This is a genomic window from Streptomyces sp. RFCAC02, from assembly GCF_004193175.1.
Taxonomy (GTDB): domain Bacteria; phylum Actinomycetota; class Actinomycetes; order Streptomycetales; family Streptomycetaceae; genus Streptomyces.
Genome location: NZ_SAUH01000001.1, coordinates 3880870 through 3904609 on the forward strand (window position 1 = coordinate 3880870; position 23740 = coordinate 3904609).

The 23740-nt window shown below is 73.3% G+C and carries 19 protein-coding genes, 1 tRNA gene and 3 pseudogenes; 16 read left to right on the forward strand and 7 right to left on the reverse strand.

Annotation, left to right across the window (positions count from 1 at the left end):
• Positions 1–228: 228 nt before the first annotated feature.
• Positions 229–780 carry a 5-formyltetrahydrofolate cyclo-ligase gene (locus tag EMA09_RS18010; RefSeq protein ID WP_240796686.1) on the forward strand — a complete coding sequence of 184 codons (552 nt, stop codon included), beginning with the start codon at positions 229–231 and terminating at the stop codon, positions 778–780.
• A gap of 30 nt (positions 781–810) precedes the next feature.
• Here EMA09_RS18010 and EMA09_RS18015 read toward each other — a convergent pair whose 3' ends face one another.
• Positions 811–3582, reverse strand: a complete 2772-nt coding sequence (locus EMA09_RS18015) for a penicillin acylase family protein (protein ID WP_129842046.1) — start codon at positions 3580–3582, stop codon at positions 811–813.
• A 133-nt stretch (positions 3583–3715) separates the two neighbouring features.
• Between EMA09_RS18015 and EMA09_RS18020 the strand changes: the two genes are divergently transcribed.
• The 5 genes from EMA09_RS18020 to mscL all read left to right on the forward strand — a co-directional run bounded on the left by EMA09_RS18020 (position 3716) and on the right by mscL (position 7935).
• On the forward strand, positions 3716–5302 hold the full coding sequence (locus tag EMA09_RS18020; RefSeq protein WP_206305961.1) for a potassium/proton antiporter: 1587 nt from the start codon (positions 3716–3718) through the stop codon (positions 5300–5302).
• Positions 5303–5392: 90 nt separating this feature from the next.
• Positions 5393–5731: an FmdB family zinc ribbon protein gene (locus EMA09_RS18025; RefSeq protein WP_129842048.1), complete on the forward strand. Its 339-nt coding sequence runs from the start codon at positions 5393–5395 to the stop codon at positions 5729–5731.
• Complete coding sequence (locus tag EMA09_RS18030; RefSeq protein WP_129842049.1) at positions 5728–6567, forward strand: S-methyl-5'-thioadenosine phosphorylase; 840 nt, start codon at positions 5728–5730, stop codon at positions 6565–6567. Before EMA09_RS18025 ends, EMA09_RS18030 begins: the two co-directional genes overlap by 4 nt.
• Positions 6568–6678: 111 nt before the next feature.
• Complete coding sequence (locus EMA09_RS18035) at positions 6679–7299, forward strand: hypothetical protein (protein WP_240796454.1); 621 nt, start codon at positions 6679–6681, stop codon at positions 7297–7299.
• A 114-nt stretch (positions 7300–7413) separates the two neighbouring features.
• Entirely contained in the window at positions 7414–7935 is a 522-nt protein-coding gene (gene mscL, locus EMA09_RS18040) for a large conductance mechanosensitive channel protein MscL (protein WP_129844111.1), read from the forward strand.
• 43 nt (positions 7936–7978) lie between these two features.
• On the opposite strand, the gene EMA09_RS28660 is transcribed toward mscL, so the two are convergent.
• From EMA09_RS28660 to EMA09_RS18060, 5 genes and pseudogenes are all read right to left on the reverse strand, one after another.
• Positions 7979–8164: a hypothetical protein gene (locus EMA09_RS28660; RefSeq protein WP_240796687.1), complete on the reverse strand. Its 186-nt coding sequence runs from the start codon at positions 8162–8164 to the stop codon at positions 7979–7981.
• 66 nt (positions 8165–8230) lie between these two features.
• Positions 8231–8653, reverse strand: a pseudogene (locus EMA09_RS29025) (AMP-binding protein); the annotation flags it as partial.
• A 145-nt stretch (positions 8654–8798) separates the two neighbouring features.
• On the reverse strand, positions 8799–10310 hold the full coding sequence (locus EMA09_RS18050) for an MFS transporter (protein ID WP_240796455.1): 1512 nt from the start codon (positions 10308–10310) through the stop codon (positions 8799–8801).
• A gap of 195 nt (positions 10311–10505) precedes the next feature.
• Positions 10506–11177: a TetR/AcrR family transcriptional regulator gene (locus tag EMA09_RS18055; protein WP_129842051.1), complete on the reverse strand. Its 672-nt coding sequence runs from the start codon at positions 11175–11177 to the stop codon at positions 10506–10508.
• Between the two features lie 197 nt (positions 11178–11374).
• On the reverse strand, positions 11375–12385 hold the full coding sequence (locus EMA09_RS18060; protein WP_129842052.1) for a sigma-70 family RNA polymerase sigma factor: 1011 nt from the start codon (positions 12383–12385) through the stop codon (positions 11375–11377).
• Between the two features lie 399 nt (positions 12386–12784).
• On the opposite strand from EMA09_RS18060, the gene EMA09_RS18065 reads away from it, so the two are divergent.
• The 8 genes from EMA09_RS18065 to EMA09_RS18100 all read left to right on the forward strand — a co-directional run bounded on the left by EMA09_RS18065 (position 12785) and on the right by EMA09_RS18100 (position 21329).
• The gene (locus EMA09_RS18065) at positions 12785–14218 is read left to right on the forward strand and encodes an FtsW/RodA/SpoVE family cell cycle protein (protein ID WP_129842053.1); all 1434 of its coding nucleotides are present in this window, start codon (positions 12785–12787) and stop codon (positions 14216–14218) included.
• Between the two features lie 75 nt (positions 14219–14293).
• Positions 14294–15481 (forward strand): M20 family metallopeptidase, encoded by a 1188-nt coding sequence (locus tag EMA09_RS18070; RefSeq protein WP_129842054.1) that lies wholly within the window; start codon positions 14294–14296, stop codon positions 15479–15481.
• 423 nt (positions 15482–15904) lie between these two features.
• Positions 15905–17242: an ergothioneine biosynthesis glutamate--cysteine ligase EgtA gene (gene egtA / locus EMA09_RS18075; RefSeq protein ID WP_168220756.1), complete on the forward strand. Its 1338-nt coding sequence runs from the start codon at positions 15905–15907 to the stop codon at positions 17240–17242.
• Positions 17243–17294: 52 nt separating this feature from the next.
• On the forward strand, positions 17295–18647 hold the full coding sequence (egtB, locus tag EMA09_RS18080) for an ergothioneine biosynthesis protein EgtB (protein WP_129842056.1): 1353 nt from the start codon (positions 17295–17297) through the stop codon (positions 18645–18647).
• The gene (gene egtC / locus EMA09_RS18085; RefSeq protein WP_129842057.1) at positions 18647–19432 is read left to right on the forward strand and encodes an ergothioneine biosynthesis protein EgtC; all 786 of its coding nucleotides are present in this window, start codon (positions 18647–18649) and stop codon (positions 19430–19432) included. The genes egtB and egtC overlap by 1 nt, the downstream gene beginning before the upstream one ends.
• Positions 19433–19478: 46 nt before the next feature.
• A complete protein-coding gene (gene egtD / locus EMA09_RS18090) occupies positions 19479–20462 on the forward strand; it encodes an L-histidine N(alpha)-methyltransferase (protein ID WP_129844112.1) in 984 nt (327 codons plus the stop codon).
• A 64-nt stretch (positions 20463–20526) separates the two neighbouring features.
• Positions 20527–21219 (forward strand): dienelactone hydrolase family protein, encoded by a 693-nt coding sequence (locus EMA09_RS18095; RefSeq protein ID WP_129842058.1) that lies wholly within the window; start codon positions 20527–20529, stop codon positions 21217–21219.
• A 37-nt stretch (positions 21220–21256) separates the two neighbouring features.
• Positions 21257–21329: transfer RNA gene (locus tag EMA09_RS18100), tRNA-Arg, on the forward strand.
• A gap of 205 nt (positions 21330–21534) precedes the next feature.
• Here EMA09_RS18100 and EMA09_RS18105 read toward each other — a convergent pair.
• Positions 21535–21891: pseudogene (locus EMA09_RS18105) on the reverse strand (type II toxin-antitoxin system VapC family toxin); the annotation flags it as partial.
• Between the two features lie 59 nt (positions 21892–21950).
• Here EMA09_RS18105 and EMA09_RS18110 point away from each other — a divergent pair.
• Together EMA09_RS18110 and EMA09_RS18115 are read left to right on the forward strand one after the other, a co-directional pair.
• Positions 21951–22118: pseudogene (locus EMA09_RS18110) on the forward strand (restriction endonuclease); the annotation flags it as partial.
• A 71-nt stretch (positions 22119–22189) separates the two neighbouring features.
• Complete coding sequence (locus EMA09_RS18115; RefSeq protein ID WP_129842059.1) at positions 22190–23692, forward strand: immunity 49 family protein; 1503 nt, start codon at positions 22190–22192, stop codon at positions 23690–23692.
• Positions 23693–23740 lie beyond the last annotated feature (48 nt).

A 23740-nucleotide genomic window follows, 5' to 3' on the forward strand; every position in this document is an offset into this window, starting at 1 on the left:
GTCACTTTATCCATCTAGTGTGCGAGGACCGAGTACTTTGCGGATGAGCGTCATGTTATGAGCCGGTTTGGGCCTGATCTGATTGCGTGTGACGTGTGATGCCTGTGGAGGGAGCGGGTGGGGTTCGTGGATGACGGGGAGCGCCGGGGCGGCGCGGAGGTCCGGGACGACGGCGCGGCGGTCCGTAAACGGGAGATCAGGCGGGACCTGCTGGCGGTCCGCGCCGCGATGGCCGGCGACGAGCTGGCCCACGCCGCCCGCGACCTGGCCGGCCGTGTGCTCGGGCTGCCCGAGGTCGCCGGGGCGGCCACGGTGGCCGCGTACGTGTCGGTGGGGAGCGAGCCGGGGACCCTCGGGCTGCTCGACGCGCTGCGGGAGAGGGGCGTCCGTGTCCTGCTGCCCGTCCTGCTGCCCGACGACGACCTCGACTGGGCGGAGTACGAGGGCCGCGAGCGGCTCGCCGAGGCCGAGCACGCGGGCCGGATCCGGTTGCTCCAACCGGGTGGTGAACGTCTCGGACCCGACGCCGTGACGACGGCGGACGTCGTCCTGCTGCCCGGCCTCGCCGTCGACCGGCGGGGGGTGCGGATGGGGCGCGGCGGCGGGAGTTACGACCGCGCGCTCGCCCGTGTCGCCGGCGCGGACCGGCGGCCGGCGCTCGTCGCCCTCGTCTACGGCCACGAACTCGTCGACGATCTCCCGCGCGAGCCGCACGACCGGCTCGTGCACGCGGCCGTCACCCCCGAGGAGGTGCGCCGCTTCGGGGGCGCGGAGCGCTGAGCCGCCCCGCGCCCGGTGGCGGTGGGGCCGTCACTCCTCCCCGCCGCCGCCTCCGCTCCCGCCCGGGGTGAACGTCAGGGTGTTCTCGGAGCGCTCCCGCACCGCGTCCTGGCTGAACGCCCACGGCAGGTACTCGCCGCGCGCCCACAGCTCCGTCTGGTCGGTGTAGTTGGCGTGGTAGGCATGGCCGGAGGCGCCCGTGAGGTTGATCCACAGCGACTCGTCGAAGTCGTCCAGGTTCACGATCATCCGCATGGACGGCACCCAGGTGATGTCGTAGCCGCCGGCCGCGTTCCAGCCGCTGGCGTCCACGGCGTCGGTGCCGCCGGAGAGGTTCCACGGGCCGCGGTTCAGCAGCCACTGGACCGGCCCGGGACCCTCCGTGCCGAGGGTCTGGTTGTTGAGCATCAGGCGGTGCAGGCGGCCCCAGCTCCAGGTGTCGATGTCCTTGCCCAGTTCGGCGGTCAGCTCCCAGCGGGCGTCGCGCAGGGCACGCGCCAGGACCTCGTCGCGGTTCGTCGCGGCGGGCTGGTCGGCGTCCTCGGCGGCGGTCCACCATTCGTTGTCCGGGTCCTCGAGCAGGCCGCTCACCACCTGGAACCACCGGTCGCCGCCGTCCGGCTGCGCCGTCTCCGGCGACCGTTCACCGCACTCGACGACGAGCTGCGGACCCTGCCCGGTCAGGTCGTCGATGGGCTGCGACTCGTCCGCGGGCGGCACGCGCAGGCACTCGTCCTCGACGCGCAGCTCCTTCGGCAGCTTCTCGCCGAACGCGAGGCGCAGTAGGTTGCGCCAGACGGCGTTGTAGTAGGCGGCGCCGGGGGAGTCGGCGTCCTGGCTGTAGTCCCAGTCGCGCAGCAGGTCCTGCGCCTCGCGGACGTAGGGGTCCGTGATCTCGATGTCGAGGAGGTAGGGGACCAGCTCCGCGGCCATGCTGTTGCTGTTGTCGAGCTGGATCTCCTGCATGTCGGTCGGGGAGACCTTGCCGCCGTCGGCGATCTTCTCCTCGATCAGGTCGGCGATGCGGTCGCTGCGGGTGCCGTAGCTCCAGTCCTCGGTGAGGAAGACGCCGTTCACGTCGTCGGCGGGGTCGATGACGGCCTGGTTGGCGGTGACGATGTAGCCGCGCTCGGGGTTCTCCTCCCAGGGGAGGTCCTCGGGGTCGACGAACTCGTCCGCCCAGTCGTAGGAGGAGTCCCAGCCCGGCGACGGGTAGCGGCCGTCACCCTTGCCGCGCACCGGGATGGCGCCGGGGGCCTGGTAGCCGATGTTGCCCTCGGTGTCGGCGTAGATGAGGTTCTGGGACGGGACGGCGAAGTCGCGGGCGGCGGCGCGGAACTCCTCGAAGTCGGCGGCCCGGTCCAGCGCGAACACGGCGTCCATGGTCTTGGAGGGGGTGAGCGCGGTCCACGAGAGGGAGACGGCGTAGCCCTCGCCGCGGTCGGGCGCGGCGGAGTCGACCGGGGCGGTCTCGCCGACGCCGGCCAGCTCGTCGAGGCGGTCGGAGACGATGGGGCCGTTCTCGGTGGACCTGACGGTGATCTCGCGGGACTCGCCGCCCGCCACCTTCAGCGTCTCCGTGCGGGTGGTGTAGGGGATCTCCTCGCCGTCGCGCAGGTAGTTCCCGTCGCTCAGCTTCTCCAGGCGCAGGTCGGTGACGTCGGCGCCGAGGTTCGTCAGGCCCCAGGCGATGTCCTGGTTGTGGCCGATGACCACACCGGGCATGCCGGAGAACGTGAACCCGGACACGTCGAACGGGCAGGCGTCGCTCAGCTCGGTGCAGTGCAGGCCCATCTGGTACCAGATGCCGGGCAGCGACGGCGCGAGGTGCGGGTCGTTCGCCAGCAGCGGGGCGCCGGTCGTGGTGTAGTCGCCCGAGATCACCCAGGAGTTGGAACCGATGCCGCTGCCCTCGGCGCCGAGGAGGCCGGGCAGTTCGCTCAGCGTCTGCGACAGCGCGCCCATCTGGGTCGACACGTCCTGGAAGGCGTCGTCGGCATCGCCGTAGCCGGTGTCACCCGTGCCGCCCGAGTAGGTGCCGGTGCCCGCGCCGTCCTGCTCGGAGGACGAGTAGGTCTCCGTGCTGTCGCCCGGCTCGGTGACGATCGGGGTGTGCTCGTCGTACGGGTAGTCCGGGTAGAGGTCCTCGATCTGCTCCTCGTCGAGGCGCTCGGTCATGAGGGCGCGGTCGATCTCGTCCTGCATGTTGCCGCGGAGGTCCCAGGCCATGGCCTTCAGCCAGGCGATCGAGTCCACGGGGGTCCACTCGGCGGGCTCGTAGTCGTTGAGGAAGCCGAGGGCCGCGTACTCGACCGACAGCTCGTCGCCGCTGTGGGTCGAGAGGTAGGCGTTGACCCCGTCGGAGTACGCCTGGAGGTACGCCTTCGTGTCGTCGGAGAGCTGCTCGTCCCACTCCTGCTGCGCGATGTCGTGCCAGCCGAGGGTCCGCAGGAACGCGTCGGTCTCCAGCTGGTCCTCGCCGAACATCTCCGACAGCCGCCCCGCGGTCATGTGCCGCCTGACGTCCATCTCGTAGAACCGGTCCTGCGCCTGGACGTAGCCCTGCGCGCGGAACAGGTCCTCCGACGTGCTCGCGTAGAGCTGGGGGATGCCGTTCGCGTCGCGCTCGACGGTGACCGGGGCGGTCAGGCCGTCGAGGGGGAGTTCTCCGGAGACCTGGGGGTAGGAGGCCCGTACGGTGCTGACCGTCCAGTACGTGCCGTACCCGAGACCTGCGATGAGCAGGACGACGAACGCGATCAGGATCAGACGACCGCGTCGCCTGGGCTTCTTGGCGGGCATTTCTGTCCTTCGCAGGGCAGCAGAGCGTTGGGAAGCAACCATAGACATACGGCCACTGAGGTGAGCCTACGGGGAGTCAGCCGCCCGTCCTGCCACGATCATATGATGGTAAATTCAGGGCATACGTTGCTTATTGCCCCACCTTCGGGCGTCCCGTGGTGACGGAGACCTCGTCGTTCGAGGAGAGGACGCGCCCCTGACTGTCGACCGCCTCAACGAGCTGCTGCTCGCCTCGGCCCTCGTCCTGCTCGTCGCGGTCGCCGCCGTGCGGCTCACCTCCAGGAGCGGGCTGCCCTCCCTGCTGCTCTACCTGGCGATCGGCATGGCTCTGGGCTCGGACGGCCTCGGGATCGAGTTCAGCGACGTCGCCCTCACCCAGGTGCTCGGTTACGCCGCGCTCGTCGTGATCCTCGCCGAGGGCGGCCTCGGCACCCGCTGGGGCGACGTGCGCCCGGCCCTGCCCGTGGCCGCCGTCCTCGCCACGGCCGGCGTCGGGATCAGCGTCGGCGTCACCGCGCTGGCCGCCCACTTCCTCGTGGGCCTCGGATGGCAGTCGGCGCTCGTCATGGGCGCGGTCGTCTCCTCCACGGACGCCGCGGCCGTCTTCTCCGTGCTGCGGCGCGTCCCCCTGCCGCGCCGCCTGTCCGGCGTCCTGGAGGCCGAGTCCGGGTGCAACGACGCCCCGGTCGTCATCCTCGTCGTCGGGTTCTCCCAGCTCGGTGACCACGGCGCCGGCCACGCCTGGTACGCCCTCCCCGCCGAGATGCTGCTCGAACTGGTCATCGGCCTCGCCGTCGGGCTGCTGGTCGGCCGCGCCGGGGCGTACCTGCTGCGCGCCGTCGCCCTGCCCGCGTCCGGGCTCTACCCGATCGCCGTGCTCGCCCTCGCCGTGCTGTCGTACGCGGGCGCGGCCCTGGTGCACGGCAGCGGCTTCCTCGCCGTGTACGTGGCGGCCGTCGTCCTCGGCAACGCGGGGCTGCCGCACCGGCCGGCCACCCGGGGGTTCGCCGACGCGGTGGCCTGGCTGGCGCAGATCGGCCTGTTCGTGCTCCTCGGGCTGCTCGTCGACCCGGCGACGCTGCTGGACGACCTCGGCCCCGCGCTGATCGTCGGCGGGGTCCTCACCGTGGTGGCGAGGCCCCTGTCCGTCGTGCTGTGCTCGCTGCCGTTCAGGCTGCCGTGGCGGGAACAGGCGCTCCTGTCCTGGGCCGGGCTGCGCGGCGCCGTGCCCATCGTGCTGGCCACCATCCCGATGGTCGCCGGTGTGCCCGACAGCGACCGGATCTTCAGCGTCGTCTTCGTCCTGGTCGTCGTCTTCACACTGCTCCAGGGACCCACGCTGCCCGGGTTCGCCCGGCGGCTGCGGCTCGGGGAGGGCGGGGAGACCGTGGACGTCGGCATCGAGTCGGCCCCGCTGGAGCGGCTGCGGGGGCACCTGCTCTCCGTGTCGATCCCCCGCGGCTCGCGGATGCACGGGGTGGAGGTGACCGAGCTGCGGCTGCCCCCGGAGGCGGCCGTCACGCTCGTGGTGCGCGACGGGCACAGCTTCGTGCCCGACCGCTCGACGGTGCTGCGGCGCGGGGACGAACTCCTCGTCGTCACCACGGACACCGTGCGCGACGCGGTGGAGCGGCGGCTCGTCGCCGTCGGGCGCGGCGGCAAGCTGGCGGGCTGGCTGGGGGAGCCGGACAGCCCGGCCCCGCCGCCGGGCCGTGAGTGACGCCGGGGGCGGCAGTGGACGCGGAGGGCCGGAATGTTGCACGATGGAGCGTGGTTAGCACTCCATGAGGACGAGTGCCAGGAGGATGAAGTGCCGACGTATCAGTATCAGTGCACCGCGTGCAACGAGGGTCTCGAAGTGGTGCAGAAGTTCACCGACGACGCCCTGACGGTGTGCCCCTCGTGCCAGGGGCGGCTGAAGAAGGTGTTCTCGGCCGTCGGCATCGTCTTCAAGGGCTCCGGCTTCTACCGCAACGACAGCCGTAACGCCACGTCGTCCAGCAGCCCGGCGTCCTCGTCGAAGCCGGAGAAGAAGGCGGACGGCGGTTCGTCCTCCGCGGCCTCGGGGAGCACGGCGTCCGCCTCCTCCTCGTCCTCGTCGGCGAGCACCTCCTCGTCCACGTCGGGCGCCGCGGCCTCCGCCGCATGAGCGAGTCCCGCGCGGACATCGGGGTCATCGGCGGGTCCGGGTTCTACTCGTTCCTCGACGATGTGACGGAGATCTCCGTCGACACGCCCTACGGCGCCCCCAGCGACTCGCTGTTCGTCGGCGAGCTGGCCGGGCGCCGGGTGGCGTTCCTGCCCCGGCACGGCCGGGGCCACCACCTGCCGCCCGCGCGGATCAACTACCGGGCCAACCTCTGGGCGCTCCGCTCCCTCGGCGTGCGCCAGGTCCTCGGACCGTGCGCGGTCGGCGGCCTGCGCGCCGAGTACGGCCCGGGCACCCTGCTCGTCCCCGACCAGCTCGTGGACCGCACGAAGAGCCGCGTCCAGACGTTCTACGACGGCGAGCCGCGCGCTGACGGGCAGCGGCCCGACGTCCTGCACCTGACCTTCGCCGACCCGTACTGCCCGGTCGGCCGTTCCGTGGCGCTGGCGACGGCGCGCGAGCGCGGCTGGGCGGCCGTGGACGGCGGCACGATGTGCGTGATCGAGGGGCCGCGCTTCTCGACGCGTGCCGAGTCCGTGTGGCACGCGGCCCAGGGCTGGTCGGTCGTCGGCATGACCGGGCACCCGGAGGCGGTCCTCGCCCGCGAGCTGGAGCTGTGCTACACGTCGCTGGCGCTCGTCACCGACCTGGACGCGGGCGCCGAGGTCGGCGAGGGCGTGTCCCACGCGGAGGTCCTCGAGGTCTTCGCACAGAACATCGGGCGTCTCCGTGACGTGCTGTTCGACGTCGTGGGGCGCCTCCCGGAGACCGGTGAGCGCGATTGCCTGTGCGCGGGTGCGCTGATGGGCCAGACGTCGGGCATCGACCTGCCCTGACGGCCGCGTCGCACGGCTCGGTTCACCCTTGCGGGTGGCGGAGTTTTCCACAGGCCGTGAGTTGTCCACAGGCCCGAGCGGGGATCCGGCGTGCCGTGCAGGCTGGCCCGCATGCGTATCCCACGTCGTTCCGCCGTCGCGTCGGCGGGCACCTTCCCCTCGTCCTCCTCCATGGCCGGCTCGCCCGCGCCGGCAGCGCGGCCCGCGGTCCCCGCGTTCCCGCCCGTGCGGCCCCGCGGCGGCGGATGGCGCCCGTGGCGCGCGCTGCGCGGCAGACGCAGGGCCGTCGCCCTGTCCCTGACGGCCGCCGGGGCCGTCCTGGCCGTCGCTCTCCCCGGCGGCGTCCTACTCCCCGGCACTGATGTGCGGTCCGAACCGGCCGCCGCCCGCCCCGCCGTCGCCCCCGCACCGGTGGCCGCGGAGAGCGCGGGCAGCGCCGACGCCGTCGTGCGGGCTCCGGTGCGGATCGCGGACGCCGCCGCGGCCGCGCTGATCGAGCCGGGCGACCGGGTGGACGTCCTGGCGGCCTTCCCTGCGACCGCTGGTCAGGAGGTACGGGCGGCCGAGGTCGTCGCGCGCCGGGCGACCGTTGCCGAGGTGCCCCGTGCCGACGGCGCCGGACCCGTGGACGGCGCGGGCGGCGCGCTCCTCGTGCTGAACGTCCCCCGCCGGACGGCGGCCGAGCTGGCGGGCGCCGCGGCCGTCGCCGAACTGGCGGTGACCCGGTGGTGAGGGCGTGGCCCGTGCTCGATTGGACAGGCGTCCGCGTGCTGGTGCAGCGTGTCCGGCGCGGCACCAACGGAGCGGGAGAAAGGCGCGGCGGTGAGCGACGGGAAACAGGGTCTGATGGCCGGCACCAGGACGGTGATGAGTGGGTTCCGGGACTTCCTGATGCGGGGGAACGTCGTCGAGCTGGCCGTCGCCGTGGTGGTCGGCGCGGCGTTCACCGGCATCGTGAACGCGGTGGTGGAGGGCGTCATCAACCCGCTGGTCGGCGCCTTCGGCACCCGCGACCTGGACCACTACACCCTGTGCCTGCGGGGCGACTGCGCGCCGAACAGTGCCGGCGAGGTCGTGAACGGGATCGCGATCAAGTGGGGCTCGGTCATCAGCGCCTCGCTCACCTTCCTGATCACGGCGGCGGTCGTCTACTTCCTGATGATCCTGCCCATGACCAGGTTCCTCGCGCGGCGGCGTGCCAAGGAGCCGGTGGACCCCGTGGTCGAGACGGAGCTGCAGATCCTCGCCCAGATCCGCGACGAGCTGATCGCGCAGCGCGCGGGTGGCGCCGCCTCTGTCGGCGCCCAGCGCCGGGCGGCCGAGGACGGGGCGCCGCTGGACAAGCCGGCCGGCGGGGACCGGGCCTGACGGGACCCGGCCGCCGGTGCCGCGAGGCGCGGGCGCGCGGGCCTCAGATGTGGTGCGGCGGCTTCTCGCGGAGGAAGCGGACGAGGTCCCCCTGCCCGGAGTCGTCCGGGATCCGCTCTCCCCAGCCTTCGTCGAGGTCGTCCGCCGACCGGCGCTCCAGCGGGTCGTCGAAGACGAGACCGGCCGTCTGCTCGGGGCGGGCGGGGCCGCTGTGGTCCGGGGTGGTCATACCGCCAGGATACGGCGGGGCCGTCGCGGGGTCCGGGCCGAGCGCCTCGTGCCACCACATGTCCCGTCCGGGGGACCACGGCACGGGCCGCGCGCAGTGCGGCACGACGATGACGGTGTGGACGTCGGGGCAGGTGACGAGCAGCCGGTCCAGTCCGTGTTTCAGACCGTGCACGGTCCCGTCGACGCGGCAGGCGTCGGCCACCACCGCGACGCGGGCGCCCGAGGAGCCGAGGCGGGTGGCGTTCACCGTGGGCGGTCCGGCGATGGGCAGGGAGAGGCGGCGGGCGCCGAGCTGGACGATGCCCACCGTGAGGGCGACCGACTCCAGGCACATGGGAAGCTGCACGGCGACGGCGTCGCCCGCGCCGACCCCGAGGCGGGCGAGGGCGTCCGCCGCGCGCTCGCCGTGTTCGAGCAACTGCCGGTGGCTGAGAACATCGGCGGGACCCGTGCCGTCGCCGGACCCGCCCGCGTGATCGTGCGACATGCGGGCAAGCCTGGTCGGGCGCCATTGACATCGGATAAACGTTCGGTGGACGTGCCGGTGGACGGCGGGCGGGGCGGGCCACGCGGACGGCCCCCGCGGCAGGTGCCGCGGGGGCCGTGGAGGAGGGCCGTGGAGCGTCGGGGCCTCAGTGCACGAGCACCGGGACCTGCTGCTCGTCGTCGGCCGTGCCGCCCTCGGAGGAGGCCGCCCGGCCGGCGCCCTGCCCGCGGCTGTTGATCAGCACGGCGGCCACGGCGGCGGCCGTCAGCAGGATGCCGAACGCCCACCAGATCGCCGAGACGTAGCCGTGCACCATGGACGCGGCCTGCAGCTCCCACGGGTCGGGGATCGACGAGAGGTGCGACGTCGCGTAGGCGGTGGTGGCGCTGGCCGCCACGGTGTTCAGCGCGGCCGTACCGATGGCGCCGCCGACCTGCTGGGAGACGTTGACCATGGCCGAGGCGATGCCGGAGTCCGTGGGGCGGACGTTCGCGGTGGCCAGGCTCATGGCCGGCATGAAGGACGTACCCATGCCGAGGCCGAGGAGGATCTCGGCGGGCAGCACGACCGAGACGTAGGAGCTGTCCACCTCCATCCGGGTCAGGACCAGCATGCCGAGGGACGCCGTCAGCAGACCGGGCACCATCAGGGCACGCGGGGGGACGCGCATCACGAGGCGCGCGCCGATCTGCGTGGACCCGATGATCATGCCCGCCACCATCGGCAGGAACGCCACGCCGGTCTGCACCGGCGAGTACTCCTTCACGACCTGCAGGTAGTAGGTCAGGAAGAGGAACAGACCGAACATGCCGACGATCGCCAGGCCGAGCGCCAGGTAGGCGCCGCCCCGGTTGCGGTCGGCGATGACGCGCAGCGGCAGCAGCGGCGAGCGGACCCGCGACTCGACGAGGACGAAGAGCGCGAGCAGCACGCCCGAGGCGACGAAGCTCCCGACGGTCAGGGAATCGCCCCAGCCCTCGAGCTCGGCGCGGGTGAAGCCGTACACCAGCGCGACCAGGCCGGTGGAGGCCAGGACGACGCCGGGGATGTCGAGGCGGGAGCGGTTGCGGGCGCTCTCCGGCTCACGGATGAGGGCGATGGCGCCGGCCGCCGCGACAGCGGCGAACGGGATGTTCACGAAGAACGTCCAGCGCCAGTCCATGTAGTCCGTCAGGGCACCGCCGAGGAGGAGACCCACGGCGGCACCGGCGCCCGCGATGGCGCCGAAGACGCCGAACGCCTTGGCGCGCTCCTTGGCGTCGGTGAACAGGACGGTCAGCAGCGACAGGGCCGCGGGGGCCAGGAGGGCGCCGAAGATGCCCTGGAGGGCACGGGAGCCGTACATCATCGCCTCGTTCTGCGCGGCGCCGCCCAGCGCGGAGGCCAGGGCGAAGCCGATGAGGCCGATGACGAAGGCACGGCGGCGCCCCCACAGGTCGGAGACCCGGCCGCCGAAGAGCAGCAGGCCACCGAACGCGAGCGCGTAAGCGGTGATCACCCACTGCCGGTTGGCGTCGGATATGCCGAGGTCCTCCTGGGCCGAGGGGAGCGCGATGTTCACGATCGTGCCGTCGAGCACGACCATCAGTTGCGCCAGGGCGATGAAGAACAGGGCCTTCCAGCGCTTGGGGTCGAGAGCGCCGTGAGCCGGGCTCACGGTCGTTTCCGGTGGCATAGGGCTATAACCTCACGTTGCGTTACGACCTGCTTCCGGGAGGAACCAGGGGAAATCAGGGAAAACCGGGGGTGCGGGTGCGCGTGGCGGGGGCGACCTGGGGTCGAAGGGGCGGCTCGCCGGTGAGCCGGTGACTCCGGGTGATGGACGCGGCCCCCTCCGCGTGCGGTCAGCGGGTCAGTTCAGGTGGTCGGCGCGGCAGAGCTCTTCCTTGAGGCTGGCCATCGTCCGGCCCTCGCCGGACAGGACGCTGCGGGCCGGTGTGCGCAGCCCGTCGATGAAAATCTGGAGGTGGCGCTGGACGAGGGCCTCGCTGTCCCCGGTGGTGCCGAGGACGGGGGCCGTGAGCCGGCTCACGGCGATCAGCAGGTCGCCGGAGTCGACGTCGAGGCGAAGCTGCCCGGAGGCGTGTGCGCGGTCCACGAGCTCCTGTGTCACGGCGTGCATGTGCCGCACGCTCGCGACGACCCGTGGATCGCCGGAGCCGACGATGCCGCTGAGGATCGGGCACAGACCCCCCACCCGCTCCTTCGCGGAGTTGAGGACCAGCCCGCGCAGGGCGTCGAAGGGGTCGCCGTCCGCCGCGAGGGCGCGCTCGGCGTCCTCGGTGATCCGCCGGTTCACGAAGAGCACGACGGCCACCACCAGGGCTTCCCGGTCGGGGAAGTGCCGGTACAGCGTGGCGTTGCCGACACCGGCGCGGCGGGCGATCTCGTCGAGGCGCGCGTCCAGGCCGTGCCGGGCGAAGGAGTCCCGTGCCGCGGCGAGGATGCGGTCCCGGTTGCGGAGGGCGTCCGCGCGCAGACGCGTGCCGGGCGCGGACGTCCCGGTGTCGTGCGTCGTGCTCATGGCCGCTCCCGCGGGTCGGGCGCCCCATGGCGCCGGATCGGTCAACCGGGGAGTGATTCTCCGGTTGCGTCGGACTCTCTCGCAAACGGATAAACGCTCCCCGGTTATTTCCCGGCCGGAATGTGGCCTCCCTCACACCGGACACGGAACGGCCCCGGCGCCATCGGGCGCCGGGGCCGGGACGGGTGACGGGCCGGTCAGGCCGCGGCGTCGAACCCGGAGTCGCTGGCCATCCGCTTCAGCTCCAGCAGGGCGTGCTTCTCGATCTGCCGGATCCGCTCACGGGTCAGGCCGTGCTGCTTGCCGACCTCGGTGAGCGTGCGCTCACGGCCGTCCTCGATGCCGTAGCGCGCCCTGATGATGGCGGCGGTGCGCTGGTCCAGGCGGCCGATCAGGTCCTCAAGACCCTCGCGCCGCATCATCACCATGACGGACTGCTCAGGCGACGCCGCCGACGTGTCCTCCAGCAGGTCGCCGAACTGGGTCTCGCCCTCGTCGTCGACCGACATGTTGAGGCTCACCGGATCGCGCGCCCAGTCGAGCACGTCCTGCACGCGCTCGGGCGTGGACCCCAGCTCCGCCGCGACCTCCGACGGCTCGGGCTCACGGCCGTGCTCACGGTTGAACTCCCGCTGCACCCGCCTGATGCGCCCCAGCTCCTCCACGAGGTGGACGGGCAGCCGGATCGTGCGCGACTGGTCGGCTATCGACCGCGTGATGGCCTGCCGGATCCACCAGGTCGCGTAGGTCGAGAACTTGAAGCCCTTGGTGTAGTCGAACTTCTCCACGGCCCGGACCAGGCCCGCGTTGCCCTCCTGGATGAGGTCGAGCAGCGGCAGGCCACTGCGCGGGTACCGGCGGGCGACGGCCACGACGAGCCGCAGGTTGGAGCGGATGAACATGTCCTTCGCCCGCTCACCGGCCGCGACGAGCCTGCGCAGCTCCTCCTCGGTGGCCGAGGCGGCCGCGCTGTCCGCCGACGGCTCCTCCTCCCCGTCGAGGACGCGCTCCGCGTACAGACCGGCCTCGATCGCGAGGGACAGCTCCACCTCCTTGGCGGCGTCGAGCAGCGGTGTCCTGGCGATCTCGTCGAGGTACATCCCGACGAGGTCGCGCTCCGTGGCATCGCTGCCTGCGCTGGTCCGGACACTGCCCGCCGTCTCGACACTGTCGGTGTCCGGGCGCCGGGCGACGGCACGGGTTGCCATACGTGCACTCCCTTGCGAAATGGTCGAAACCTGCTCGTGGGCTTCTCGTCGATCGGATGGCGGCGGCCCCCTCGCCTCGCACATCCATAACGAATCAACGACGGGAATCCGGACAGAATTCCCAAGCAGCGCATCTATTTGCGGGTGATGCAGTACCCTGCCCGCTCTCCAGCGGCGCGGTCATCTTCTCCACATCCCTCAAGACGAACGGCGTCCCGGCTCAGTTGCTTCCGGGTACCCGCCACCCGAACAGCTCATTCGACGCCACCGGGCCGCCCGCCCCCCGGGCGCGCCACCGCGTCGCGCATCCTGGTGACGGCCGCCCCGCGCCGCGGGTAGGTTGCCGCTCGGACCGCTCCGCTCCGGACGCGGATCGGTGCCAGGGGGCGGGGAGAGAACATGCGCGAGTACCGGTGGCAGGGGAGCCCGGAGGGCCGTCGCTGGGCCACCCGGCGCCGAAGAACCGAGCTGTGGCTCGTCCTGCTCGCGATCGCCGTCGCGGCGGGCGGCCACGCGGCGGCCGGTCTCGCGATGACCGGCTCCGTACCCACCGGCCTGCCGGCGTACACCGGCCTCCTCGGCGCCGCCGCCCTCGCCGCCCACCTCGCGATCCGCCGCTTCGCCCGGTACGCCGACCCCCTGCTCCTGCCCATCACGGTGATGATCACCGGCCTCGGCCTCGTCCTGGTGGACCGCCTCGACCACTCCTACGCGGAGCACTACGGCTCCGACGCGATGGCCCCCGCCCAGGCCGTGTGGACGGCCGTCGGCGCCGGCCTGCTGATCGTGACGCTCGTCCTCGTCGGCCACCACCGCGTCCTCCAGCGCTACACCTACCTCGGCATGACCGTGGCGATGGCCCTGCTCATGGCGCCGGCCCTCTTCGGCGCCGACATCTACGGGGCGAAGCGCTGGATCACGATCGGGCCGCTGTCCGTGCAACCGGGCGAGTTCGTCAAAGTCATGATCGTCGTCTTCTTCGCCGGCTACCTGATGGCGAACCGCGACGCGCTCGCCCTGGTCGGACGCCGCTTCCTCGGCCTGAACCTCCCGCGCGGCAGGAACGCGGGGCCTGTCCTCCTCGTCTGGGCCGTCAGCCTCGTCGTCCTCTTCTACGAGCGGGACCTCGGCACGTCGCTGATCTTCTTCGGCGTCTTCGTCGTGATGCTGCACATCGCCACCCGGCGCACCGGCTGGCTCGTCCTCGGCGGCCTCATGGCGGCCGTCGGCACGGTCGTCGTGGCCGCGACGCAGCCGCACGTGAAGGGCCGCGTACAGGCGTGGCTCCACCCCATGGGGTACTTCCTGCCGGAGGACCGGCGCCCGCCGGGCCTCGTCTCCGACCAGTCGGCGCAGACCCTCTTCAGCTTCGGTGCCGGCCACCTCACCGGCACCGGCCTCGGCGAGGGCCACTCGTGGCTCATCGGCTTCGCCGGCCGCAGCGACTACATCCTGGCCACCGTCGGCGAGGAACTCGGCCTCGCGGGGACGACGGCCGTCCTCCTGCTGTACGGGCTGCTCATCCAGCGGGGCTTCGCCGCCGGCCTCGGCGCCACCGACCCGTTCGGCAAGCTCCTCGCGGCCGGCCTGTCCACCGTCCTCGCGCTCCAGGTCTTCGTCGTGGCCGGGGGGGTGTCCGGGCTGATCCCCCTCACCGGCAAGGCACTTCCGTTCCTCGCGCAGGGCGGGTCGTCGGCGGTGGCGAACTTCCTGCTGGTCGCGCTGCTCATCCGCGTCAGTGACAGTGCGGGCAGGGCGGCGACACAACCTGAGGGGAACGCTACGATCCTGACGCCGGTCGTCCGCGGCGCCGAGAGACCCGAGGTGCTGTGACCCCGCGGCCCGCCACCCGGGGCGGGGGCGGGACGGCCGGACGTTCCCCCGCGCGCACGGAAGACGAGGCTCCCGGTGAACCTTCTCGACGACGCCCACTCCCTGTCCGACGACCTGATACGGCTCCGCCGCGACCTGCACGCCGTCCCCGAGGTCGGACTCGACCTGCCCCGCACGCAGGAGACCGTCCTCGCCGCCCTGGACGGCCTGCCGCTCGACATCTCCACCGGCCGGTCGCTCAGCTCCGTCACCGGGGTGCTGCGCGGCGCCCGCCCCGGGCCGACCGTCCTGCTGCGCGGTGACATGGACGCGCTGCCCGTCGCCGAGCGGACGGGCCTGCCGTTCGCCGCCGCCGCCGACCGGATGCACGCCTGCGGCCACGACCTGCACACCACGATGCTGGCGGGCGCCGCGCGCCTGCTGTCGGCGCACCGCGACCGGCTCGCCGGGAACGTGGTGTTCATGTTCCAGCCCGGCGAGGAGGGGTACGACGGCGCGGCCCACATGCTGCAGGAGGGCGTGCTCGACGCCGCGGGCGAGCGGCCCGTCGCCGCGTACGCGCTGCACGTGCTGTCCAACACGCACGGGCGGGGGCAGTTCGTGGCGCGCGGCGGCCCCACCATGGCCTCGTCCAACGTGCTGGACGTGACGGTGCGCGGCGCCGGCGGCCACGGCTCGGCGCCGCACCGCGCGAAGGACCCGATCCCGGCGGCGTGCGAGATGGTGACGGCGCTCCAGACGTTCGTAACGCGCAGCTTCGACGCGTTCGAGCCGGTCGTGCTGACCGTCGGCCGCTTCCAGGCCGGCACGGCGACCAACATCATCCCGGACACCGCCTCGTTCTCCGCGACGATCCGCTGCTTCTCCGCCGACGTGCGGGACACGCTGCGCGAGGGCACGCTCGCCGTGTGCCGGGGCATCGCGGCGGCGCACGGTCTCGACGTGGACGCCGAGTTCTCCGAGCAGTACCCGGTCACGGTGAACGACGCGGCCGAGACCGCCTTCGCCGCCGACACGGTGCGGGAGGTGCACGGCGACGAGCGGTTCGAGCCGATGGAGAACCCGCAGCTCGGCGCCGAGGACTTCTCCCGCGTGATCGACGCCGTGCCGGGGGCGATGGTCTTCCTCGGCGCCGCGCTGGAGGGCCGCGACCCGGACAGCGCGCCCGGCAACCACTCGCCGCTCGCGGCGTTCGACGAGTCGGTGCTGCCGGACGGCGCCGCGCTCTACGCGGAACTGGCCGTCCGCCGCCTGGCCGCCTGAGCCCGGCGAAGGGGCGGCGGGCCGGACCGCCCACCGCCCCGCCGCCGTCCCCGCCCGTCCGAGAGGTGGCGCGCGAACACGCAGGAACGCCTGCCGACGGCCCCAGGGTCCGGGGGCCGCCGGACGGACCCCGGTCCCACGTCTCTCCCACCACGCTGCCCGACATCGGCCCGGCCACCCGGCGGCGTACGGTCGTACGTCGTGCTCGCCGGCAGCCTCACGCGCCCGCCGGTCCTCGGCAGCCGTGCCACCGACCCGCTCTCCTGCCCACCGGCGGCAGACTGCCGCCCGGCGAGGCCATCGGTCACGGCTCCGGACGGATGACACCCGCCCGGCCCCATGCCGCACGACGACCGCCGCTCTCCGCCGTACGGTGAGTCCACGAGCAGGACATACCGGACGAACGGGGAGCGGAGGTGGCCGATGCCTGAGGACCCGGGTTCCGGTGCGCTCGTCCCCTCCGCGGCAGGCGCCGCCCCGCCCGACGCGCCGCCGCCGGCCAACCCCGGGACGCTGGACGAACGGGCCGCCGAGGCCCACGTCGCGTCCGTCGCCTTCGCGGCCGGCACGCCCCGGCACACCGGCGTGGAACTGGAGTGGCTGGTGCGTGACGCCCGCGACGCCGACCGGCCCGTGTCCCCCGCGCTCGTCGACGCCGCCCTCGCACCGCTGGCCGCGCCCGGCGCACTGCCCGGCGGCGGCCGGATCACCCGTGAACCGGGCGGTCAGATCGAACTGAGCAGCCGGCCGGCCACCGGCCTCGCCGCATGCGTCCGCGCCACGTCGGCCGACGCCGACCGGCTGCGCGCTGCACTGGCCGACGCCGGCCTCGTGCCGGACGGCAGCGGACTCGAACCGCGCCGGCAGCCGCCCCGCGTCCTCGACGGCGCCCGCTACCGCGCGATGGAGCGCTACTTCGACCGGTTCGGCGCCGCCGGCCGCGTCATGATGCGGGCCACCGCGTCCGTCCAGGTCTGCGTGGACGCCGGGGACGAATCCGACGGCCCGGCCGGGTACCGCTTCCGCTGGCGGCTGGCCCACCGCATCGGCCCCGTACTGACCGCCGCGTTCGCCAACTCGCCGCTGTGGCGCGGCCGCCCGACCGGCTGGCGGTCCACCCGCCAGGCGGTCTGGGCGCGGATCGACCCCGGCCGCACCCGGCCGGTCCACCACGGACACGACGACGGCGGCACGGACGACGATCCGCGGGCCGCGTGGGCACGTTACGCACTGGACGCGCCCCTGTTGTGCCTGCGGCGCACACCGCCCGCGCCATGGACCGCGCCGCGCGCCCACTCGTTCCGCGCGTGGGTGCGCGGGATCGCGGCAGAACGGCCGCCGGACCTCGCGGATCTCGATTACCACCTCGGCACCCTCTTCCCGCCGGTCCGGCCGCGCGGCTGGCTCGAACTCCGCATGATCGACGCCCAGCCGGGCGACGGCTGGATCGTCCCGCTCGCCGTCGCCCGCACACTGCTGGACGACCCGGCCGCCGCGAGCGCCGCCCACCGGGCCACCGAGCCCCTCACCGACGGCGGGCCGCTGCCCCGCCCCGACCTGTGGCTGCGGGCCGCGCGCAACGGCCCGGCCGACCCGCTCATCGGCCCGGCGGCCCGCGCCTGCCTGGCGGCGGCCGGGGCCGCGCTCGGCCGGGACCCGGGCGACGCGCCCCTGCACGAGGCGGTGGCCGCGTTCGCCGACCGGTACACGGAACGCGGCAGATGCCCGGCCGACGACCGGCTCGACGCCACCGGGGCGTGACACGCCGCGCCCCCCCGACCGGACCTTCCCGCGGAGCCCCGAGGAGCCCCCGATGAGCGAGGACACGCTCGCCCCCGAACCGCCCTCCACCGCACCCGCCCCGCCGGCCGCCGGCACCCCGGCACCGCACGTCCGTGACGCGCTCGAAGCGGCCCGGCGAGGCACCCTGGCGCTCACCGACTGCCTCACCGACGCGGAACTGACGGCACAGCACTCCCGGTTGATGTCCCCGTTCGTCTGGGACCTCGCCCACATCGCGAACCAGGAGGAGATCTGGCTCGTCCGCGCAGCGGGCGGCCTGCCCCCGCTGCACCCGGAACTCGACCCGCTCTACGACGCCTTCCGCACGCCGCGCGCCGACCGCCCGGCACTGCCCCTCCTCGGCCCCGAGGAGGCGCGCCGGTACGCGGCCGACGTCCGTGAGCAGGCGCTCGCCGTCCTCTCCCGCACGCCGCCCACCGGTCACTTCCTCTTCCGGATGGTCGCCCAGCACGAGCAGCAGCACGGCGAGACGATGCTCGCCACGCACCAGGTGCGGCGCGGTCCCGCCGTCCTCGACGCCCCCGCGCCGCACCCCGCCCCGGCCGGCGCCGACCGCCTCCCGCGCGAGGTCCTCGTGCCGGGCGGCCCGTTCACCATGGGCACGGACCCCCTCGCCGACCCGTGGGCACTCGACAACGAGCGCCCCGCCCACACCGCGCATGTCGCCCCCTTCTGGCTGGACACCGTCCCCGTCACCAACGCCGACTACCAGCGCTTCATCGACGCCGGCGGCTACGACGACCCGCGCTGGTGGCACCCCGACGGGCGGCGCCACCTGCGGCGGACCGGCTGGAACGCCCCCGCGTTCTGGCGGCGCTCCGGCACCCGCTGGCTGCGACGCCGCTTCGGGCGCACCGAACCCGTGCCGCCGGACGAGCCGGTCGTCCACGTCTCCTGGTACGAGGCGGACGCCTACGCCCGGTGGGCCGGACGCCGGCTGCCGACCGAGGCGGAGTGGGAGAAGGCGGCACGCCACGACCCGGCCACCGGCCGCTCCCGCCGCCACCCCTGGGGCGACACGCCACCCGGGCCCGAGCACGCCAACCTCGGCCGGCACCACCTCCAGCCGGCCCCGGCAGGCTCCTTCCCGCAGGGCGCCGCACCGTGCGGCGCCAGGCAACTGCTCGGCGACGTCTGGGAGTGGACCGCCACCGACTTCACCGGCCACCCCGGCTTCACGGCGACGCCCTACCGCGAGTACAGCGAGGTGTTCTTCGGGCCGGCACACAAGGTGCTGCGCGGCGGTTCGTTCGCCACGGACCCGGTCGCGTGCCGTGGCACGTTCCGCAACTGGGACCTGCCCGTGCGGCGGCAGATATTCGCCGGCTTCCGGACCTGCCGCGACGCGGGGACCGGCCGCTGATGTGCCGGCACCTCGCCTACCTCGGCCCGCCCCGTACCCTCGCCGAACTGATCACCGAGCCACCGCACAGCCTCTACGAGCAGTCGTGGAACCCCCGCCTCCAGACGCACGGCACCGTCAACGCCGACGGCTTCGGCATCGGCTGGTACCCGCCCGGGGACGACCGGGGACCCGTGCGCTACCGCCGCTCCATCCCCATCTGGAACGACCCGAACCTCCCGGGCCTGCTGAACGTGCTGCGCAGCGGCGCCGTCCTCGCGGCGGTCCGCGCCGCGTCGCCCGGGACCGGTCGTGAGGAGACCGCGCCCGCGCCCTACGGCACGGGCCGGTGGCTGTTCAGCCACAACGGCACGGTGGAGGCGTGGGGGACCCTGCCCGCCGACACCGGCGAACCCCTCACCGCGTCCGAACTGCTCGGCCTTGAGGCCCGCACCGACTCGGCGCTCCTCTGGCTCATGACCAACCGCCGTCTCACCGCGGGCCTCACGCCCGCCGACGCGCTCGCCGACGTCGTCCACCGCGTCCGCTCCGTACGCCCCGGCGCCCGCCTCAGCCTCCTCCTCACCGACGGCCGCACCCTCGCCGCCGTACGCCACGGCGAATCGCTCTGGTACCACGCCGCCGGAGGCCGGCTCACCGTCGCCTCGGAACCGCCGCCCGACCACACCGACTGGCACGAGATCCCCGATCGCACGCTGTTCACCGCCCCACCCCTCCCGACAGTCCCCGCCGTCCCCTCCGACTCCACGGCCCATCAGAGCACACCGGACATAAAGCCCCTGTGAGGAGCAAGCCATGACAAACTCACACACCCTCACGGACCGCCCGCCCATGACCGGCCGGTACACCGTCGACGACCGCCTCCCGGCCGACCACTACCACCGCGCTCTGCGCGAAGACGTGGAGGCCGGCCTCACCGCCACCCCCAGGACGCTGTCCCCCAAGTGGTTCTACGACGCGCGCGGCAGCGTCCTCTTCGACCGCATCACCCGCCTCCCCGAGTACTACCTCACCCGCGCGGAACGCATGGTCCTGCGCGCCCACGCCGCCGAGATCGCCGAACTCACCGGCGCGCGCACCCTCGTCGAGCTCGGCTCCGGCAGCTCCGACAAGACCCGCCTCCTCCTCGACGCCCTCACCGCCGCCGGCACGCTGGAGCGCTACGTACCCCTCGACGTGAGCCGCGCGGCCCTCGGCGAGGCCGCCGAGTCGATCGCACGCGCCTACCCCGCCCTCGCCGTGACCGGCGTGCTCGCCGACTTCGAACAGGACCTGGCCATCCCGTCCCCGGCGGAGGCCGGCCCGCGCCTAATGGCGTTCCTCGGCTCGACGGTCGGCAACCTCGACACCGAGCAGCGCGCCGCGTTCCTCTCCCGCCTGCGCGGTGCCCTGACCGGCGGCGACGCGGTGCTGCTCGGCGTGGACCTGGTGAAGGACCCCGCCCGCATGGTCCGCGCCTACGACGACCAGCAGGGCGTCACGGCCGACTTCGACAAGAACCTCCTCACCGTCCTCAACCGCGAACTGGGTGCCGACTTCGAACCCGGCGCGTTCGACCACCGGGCCGTGTGGAACCCGGAGGAGGAACGCATGGAGATGCGCCTGCGCGCCCGTGTGCCGGTCTCCGTCGCGCTGAAGGCGATGGACCTGACCGTGGACTTCGCGCGGGGCGAGGAGATCCGTACCGAGATCTCCGTCAAATTCCGCCACGAACGCCTGGCGGACGAGCTGTCGGCGGCGGGCTTCACCCTCGACCACTGGTGGACCGACCCGCAGGAACGATTCGGCGTCGCGCTGGCCCTGCCGACCGCGTGACCTCCGACCGGCACGGGCGCCGCGCCACCCCGGCGGCGCCCGTCCGGCGGTCTACTCTCCCGGCATGCCCGCCCGCCAGAACACCGCCTTCCCGAGCGCCGGCACCACCGCGCACGGCTACCTCGCCGAACCCCCGTCGGGCCACGGCCCCGGTCTGATCGTCATCCAGGAATGGTGGGGCCTGACGGACCACATCGCGGACGTCACCGAACGCTTCGCACGCGAGGGCTTCACGGCGCTCGCCCCCGACCTCTTCGGCGGCCGCGTCACCCACGACGCGGCCGAAGCCGCGCGCATGAAGGCGGACCTGCCGGCGGACCGCGCTGTCCGCCTCCTCGCCGGCGCCGTGGACCACCTCACCGGCCTGCCCGCGACGACGGGCGACCGGGTGGGAGCGGTCGGCTTCTGCATGGGCGGCGCGTTCGTCCTGCACCTGGCGGCGGCGGACCACAGGGTGAAGGCGGCCGTCCCGTTCTACGGCCTCCCCGACCCGGCCCCGGACTACACGGACATGCCGGCCGAGGTGCTTGGTCACTACGGCGAGCGGGACGGGACGATCCCCTTGGAAGCCGTGGCCGACCTGCACACGACCCTGAGACGCATGACGGGGCGCACACCATCGCTGTACGAGTACCCGGCGGGCCACGCGTTCTTCAACGACACGAGCGCCGACGGGTACGACCCGGCATCGGCGGCACTGGCATGGACACGAACGATCGCGTTCCTGCGCACCCACCTCACCCCGACACACGACTGAGACGCCCGCTACACTGACGGACGGCACACACCTCCCCGCCCTCGTAGCTCAGGGGATAGAGCACCGCTCTCCTAAAGCGGGTGTCGCAGGTTCGAATCCTGCCGGGGGCACAGCGAACCAGTGCAGGTGAGGCTTTCCTGGCTCCTTCGTTCATGTGAACGGAGGAGCCTTGCTCGGTCGGCGGGCACGTCGACCAGATCCTCAAGGGCAAATGACGGACGGGCGGGCTCGCCGGACGTCTCGAGCGCGGCATGGGTCATGACATGGTGGCGGGGGGGGAGTGCGCATGAAGCGCGCTGCGCCCGTCGCCCGGTGTCAGGCTTCGTGGGGCACCTTTGGGCGGGTGACCGGTACGACGGTGAGGAAGTCGCCCAGCCCTTTGAAGTCGGCGGGATTGGTGGTGAAGAGCGGGAGACCCTCGGCCACGGCGATGGCGGCGATCATCAGGTCGGCCACCCGGCGGCGCGGCTTGCGGCCCGCACTGATCACGGCCGCGCAGATGCGGCCGTAGATCCGGGCCGCTTCGGCGTCGAACGGGATGGGGTCGAACTCGTTCTCGGCCCGCTGGAGCACATCGAGCCTGCGGGCACGTTCGAGGTGTTCGTCGTAGCCGCTGTGCTCCTCGTTGCGCCGCACCTCGTGCGGACCGGCGGACAGTTCGGCCAGGGTGATTCGGCCGTCCGACCCTGCCCGGGGGCTCTGGGGCGTGATCCTGGTGCGCAGGGCGTCATGTGCGGCGCGAGACGGAGCTGCTGCCCGGCATCGCCCGGTTGCTCCTCGACCTGCACTTCCCGCCCTCCCTCCACGGCGAGCTGTGCGAAGCCGTCGGGCTCGATCCGGAGCCCGCGGGGATCGGACGGCTTCCGGCGGCTCGCCGGCAGCGGGACCCGCGGATGCGCACCCGGCAGGTCTTCCACGGTGAGCCGCGCCCCGGGACGTGGCCGGTGAACGCCTCTGTAGGGTCGGGGAGATGAACCCGGAACAGACCCCCGACGCCGGCGAACTGCTGCGCGGTACGTACGCCCGGCTGCTGCCCGCCGACTCGATCACGCCCGACATCGCCGGTGCCATGAGGTACGCGCGGGTCGTCGCCGACGGCCTCGTCTTCGCCTACGCCCTCGACCGGCCGACCGACGTCCGGATCCTCACCGACCGGGACGTCGAGCGCGTGGGGATCGAGGAGCTGGGGCGGGCGGCGTACGCGAACCTGATGCGCGTGCCCGTCACCCACGAGGAGATCCCGCACGAAGGAACGATCCTGCACTCGTTCCACGGCGACTCCCACTTCATCGGCAGCCAGGCCCTGTTCCTGTCCGCCGCGGTCAAACGGGTCACCGGTGAGGAACTGCCGCGCGCCGGTGCCCTCGTCGTCATGCCGAGCCGTCACAACCTGGTGTACCACCCGCTCGCCGACGGCACCGTGGTGGACGCCGTCAACGGGCTCGCCGCGTACGCGCTGGGGGCCTACGAGGACGGGCCGGGCGCGCTGTCCCCGCGGCTCTACTGGTGGCACCGCGGCAGCCTCACGTCGCTCACGGTCATCGACGAGGAGACCCGTTCCTTCTCCGTCCGCCCGCCGCAGCGGCTGCTCGGCCTCATGAGGGGGCTCGACAGGCTCGACCGCGCCGGCCGGCTCGCCACCCGCGCCACCGCGGCGGCCCCCGCTCCCGACACCGCCGCGCTCAACGACGCCACGGCCGACGCGATAACGGGTCTGTCCGATGGCTCCACCGCCGGCCTGGCCGGGGCCTTCGCCTCCGCCGTCGACCTGGCGCTGGCCGGCTGCGCCGCCGATCCGAGGGCGGCTCTCGCCGACACCTGGGACGGCTGGGCCGTCGCGACGCAGCTCGGCACCGCGCTGTTCACCGGCGCGCGGGCTCAGGAGTGCCACCTCGGCGAGGACCGCGTGCTGCGGCTGCCGGACACCCCCACCGCGCCGCCGGCCGACGCCCGCGCCTGGCTCGACGCCCTCTACCTCGCGGTCATCTGCCGCAACACCGAACGGATCAGCCGCCTGTGCCGGGTGCCGCTGGAGACTCTGCGGCAGGACGACACCGTCGACGCGTACGTGCTGCACTGGGTCAACGCCCTGCGGCTGTACTTCGGTGACGACGACTCCATGGAGTTCGTCGCGGAGGCGCTGGGCGACACGATGAAGACGTCCGCCCCCGACGAGGTGACGCACGCGCCGGTGGAGTTCGTGAACGCCGTCGACTACCAGCCGGTCGCGCTCTTCCACCGCCTCATCACACGGAACTTCAACGCCTTCGCCGAGACGCTCGCGGAAGCGCTCACGGAACACGCCGCGTACTGGGGCGAGTCGCCGGTACCGCGTGCCCGCGTGCCGCTCGGGGTCCTGGCGATGGCGAGTCTCGCGTTCGACGGCGGCTTCCCCATCGACCCGGAGCGGCAGCCGCACCTGCCGAAGTACCTGCTCAACCGCGAACGCATCGAATGGCTCCCCACGCCCTGACCGAACCGGCGGCGGGGCGCTGTCCTCGTTCCGCGGACTCCGGTGGTA

Excerpts from the sequence above, each read along its gene's own strand:
- EMA09_RS18010 (WP_240796686.1), top strand. The coding sequence starts at position 229 with ATGGCCGGCGACGAGCTGGCCCACGCCGCCCGCGACCTGGCCGGCCGT.
- egtC (WP_129842057.1), top strand. The coding sequence starts at position 18,647 with ATGTGCCGGCACCTCGCCTACCTCGGCCCGCCCCGTACCCTCGCCGAA.
- egtB (WP_129842056.1), top strand. The coding sequence starts at position 17,295 with ATGAGCGAGGACACGCTCGCCCCCGAACCGCCCTCCACCGCACCCGCC.
- EMA09_RS18115 (WP_129842059.1), top strand. The coding sequence starts at position 22,190 with ATGAACCCGGAACAGACCCCCGACGCCGGCGAACTGCTGCGCGGTACG.
- EMA09_RS28660 (WP_240796687.1), bottom strand. The coding sequence starts at position 8,164 with ATGACCACCCCGGACCACAGCGGCCCCGCCCGCCCCGAGCAGACGGCC.
- mscL (WP_129844111.1), top strand. The coding sequence starts at position 7,414 with ATGGCCGGCACCAGGACGGTGATGAGTGGGTTCCGGGACTTCCTGATG.
- EMA09_RS18055 (WP_129842051.1), bottom strand. The coding sequence starts at position 11,177 with ATGAGCACGACGCACGACACCGGGACGTCCGCGCCCGGCACGCGTCTG.
- egtA (WP_168220756.1), top strand. The coding sequence starts at position 15,905 with ATGCCTGAGGACCCGGGTTCCGGTGCGCTCGTCCCCTCCGCGGCAGGC.
- EMA09_RS18095 (WP_129842058.1), top strand. The coding sequence starts at position 20,527 with ATGCCCGCCCGCCAGAACACCGCCTTCCCGAGCGCCGGCACCACCGCG.
- EMA09_RS18060 (WP_129842052.1), bottom strand. The coding sequence starts at position 12,385 with ATGGCAACCCGTGCCGTCGCCCGGCGCCCGGACACCGACAGTGTCGAG.
- EMA09_RS18030 (WP_129842049.1), top strand. The coding sequence starts at position 5,728 with ATGAGCGAGTCCCGCGCGGACATCGGGGTCATCGGCGGGTCCGGGTTC.
- EMA09_RS18035 (WP_240796454.1), top strand. The coding sequence starts at position 6,679 with ATGCGTATCCCACGTCGTTCCGCCGTCGCGTCGGCGGGCACCTTCCCC.
- EMA09_RS18065 (WP_129842053.1), top strand. The coding sequence starts at position 12,785 with ATGCGCGAGTACCGGTGGCAGGGGAGCCCGGAGGGCCGTCGCTGGGCC.
- egtD (WP_129844112.1), top strand. The coding sequence starts at position 19,479 with ATGACCGGCCGGTACACCGTCGACGACCGCCTCCCGGCCGACCACTAC.
- EMA09_RS18015 (WP_129842046.1), bottom strand. The coding sequence starts at position 3,582 with ATGCCCGCCAAGAAGCCCAGGCGACGCGGTCGTCTGATCCTGATCGCG.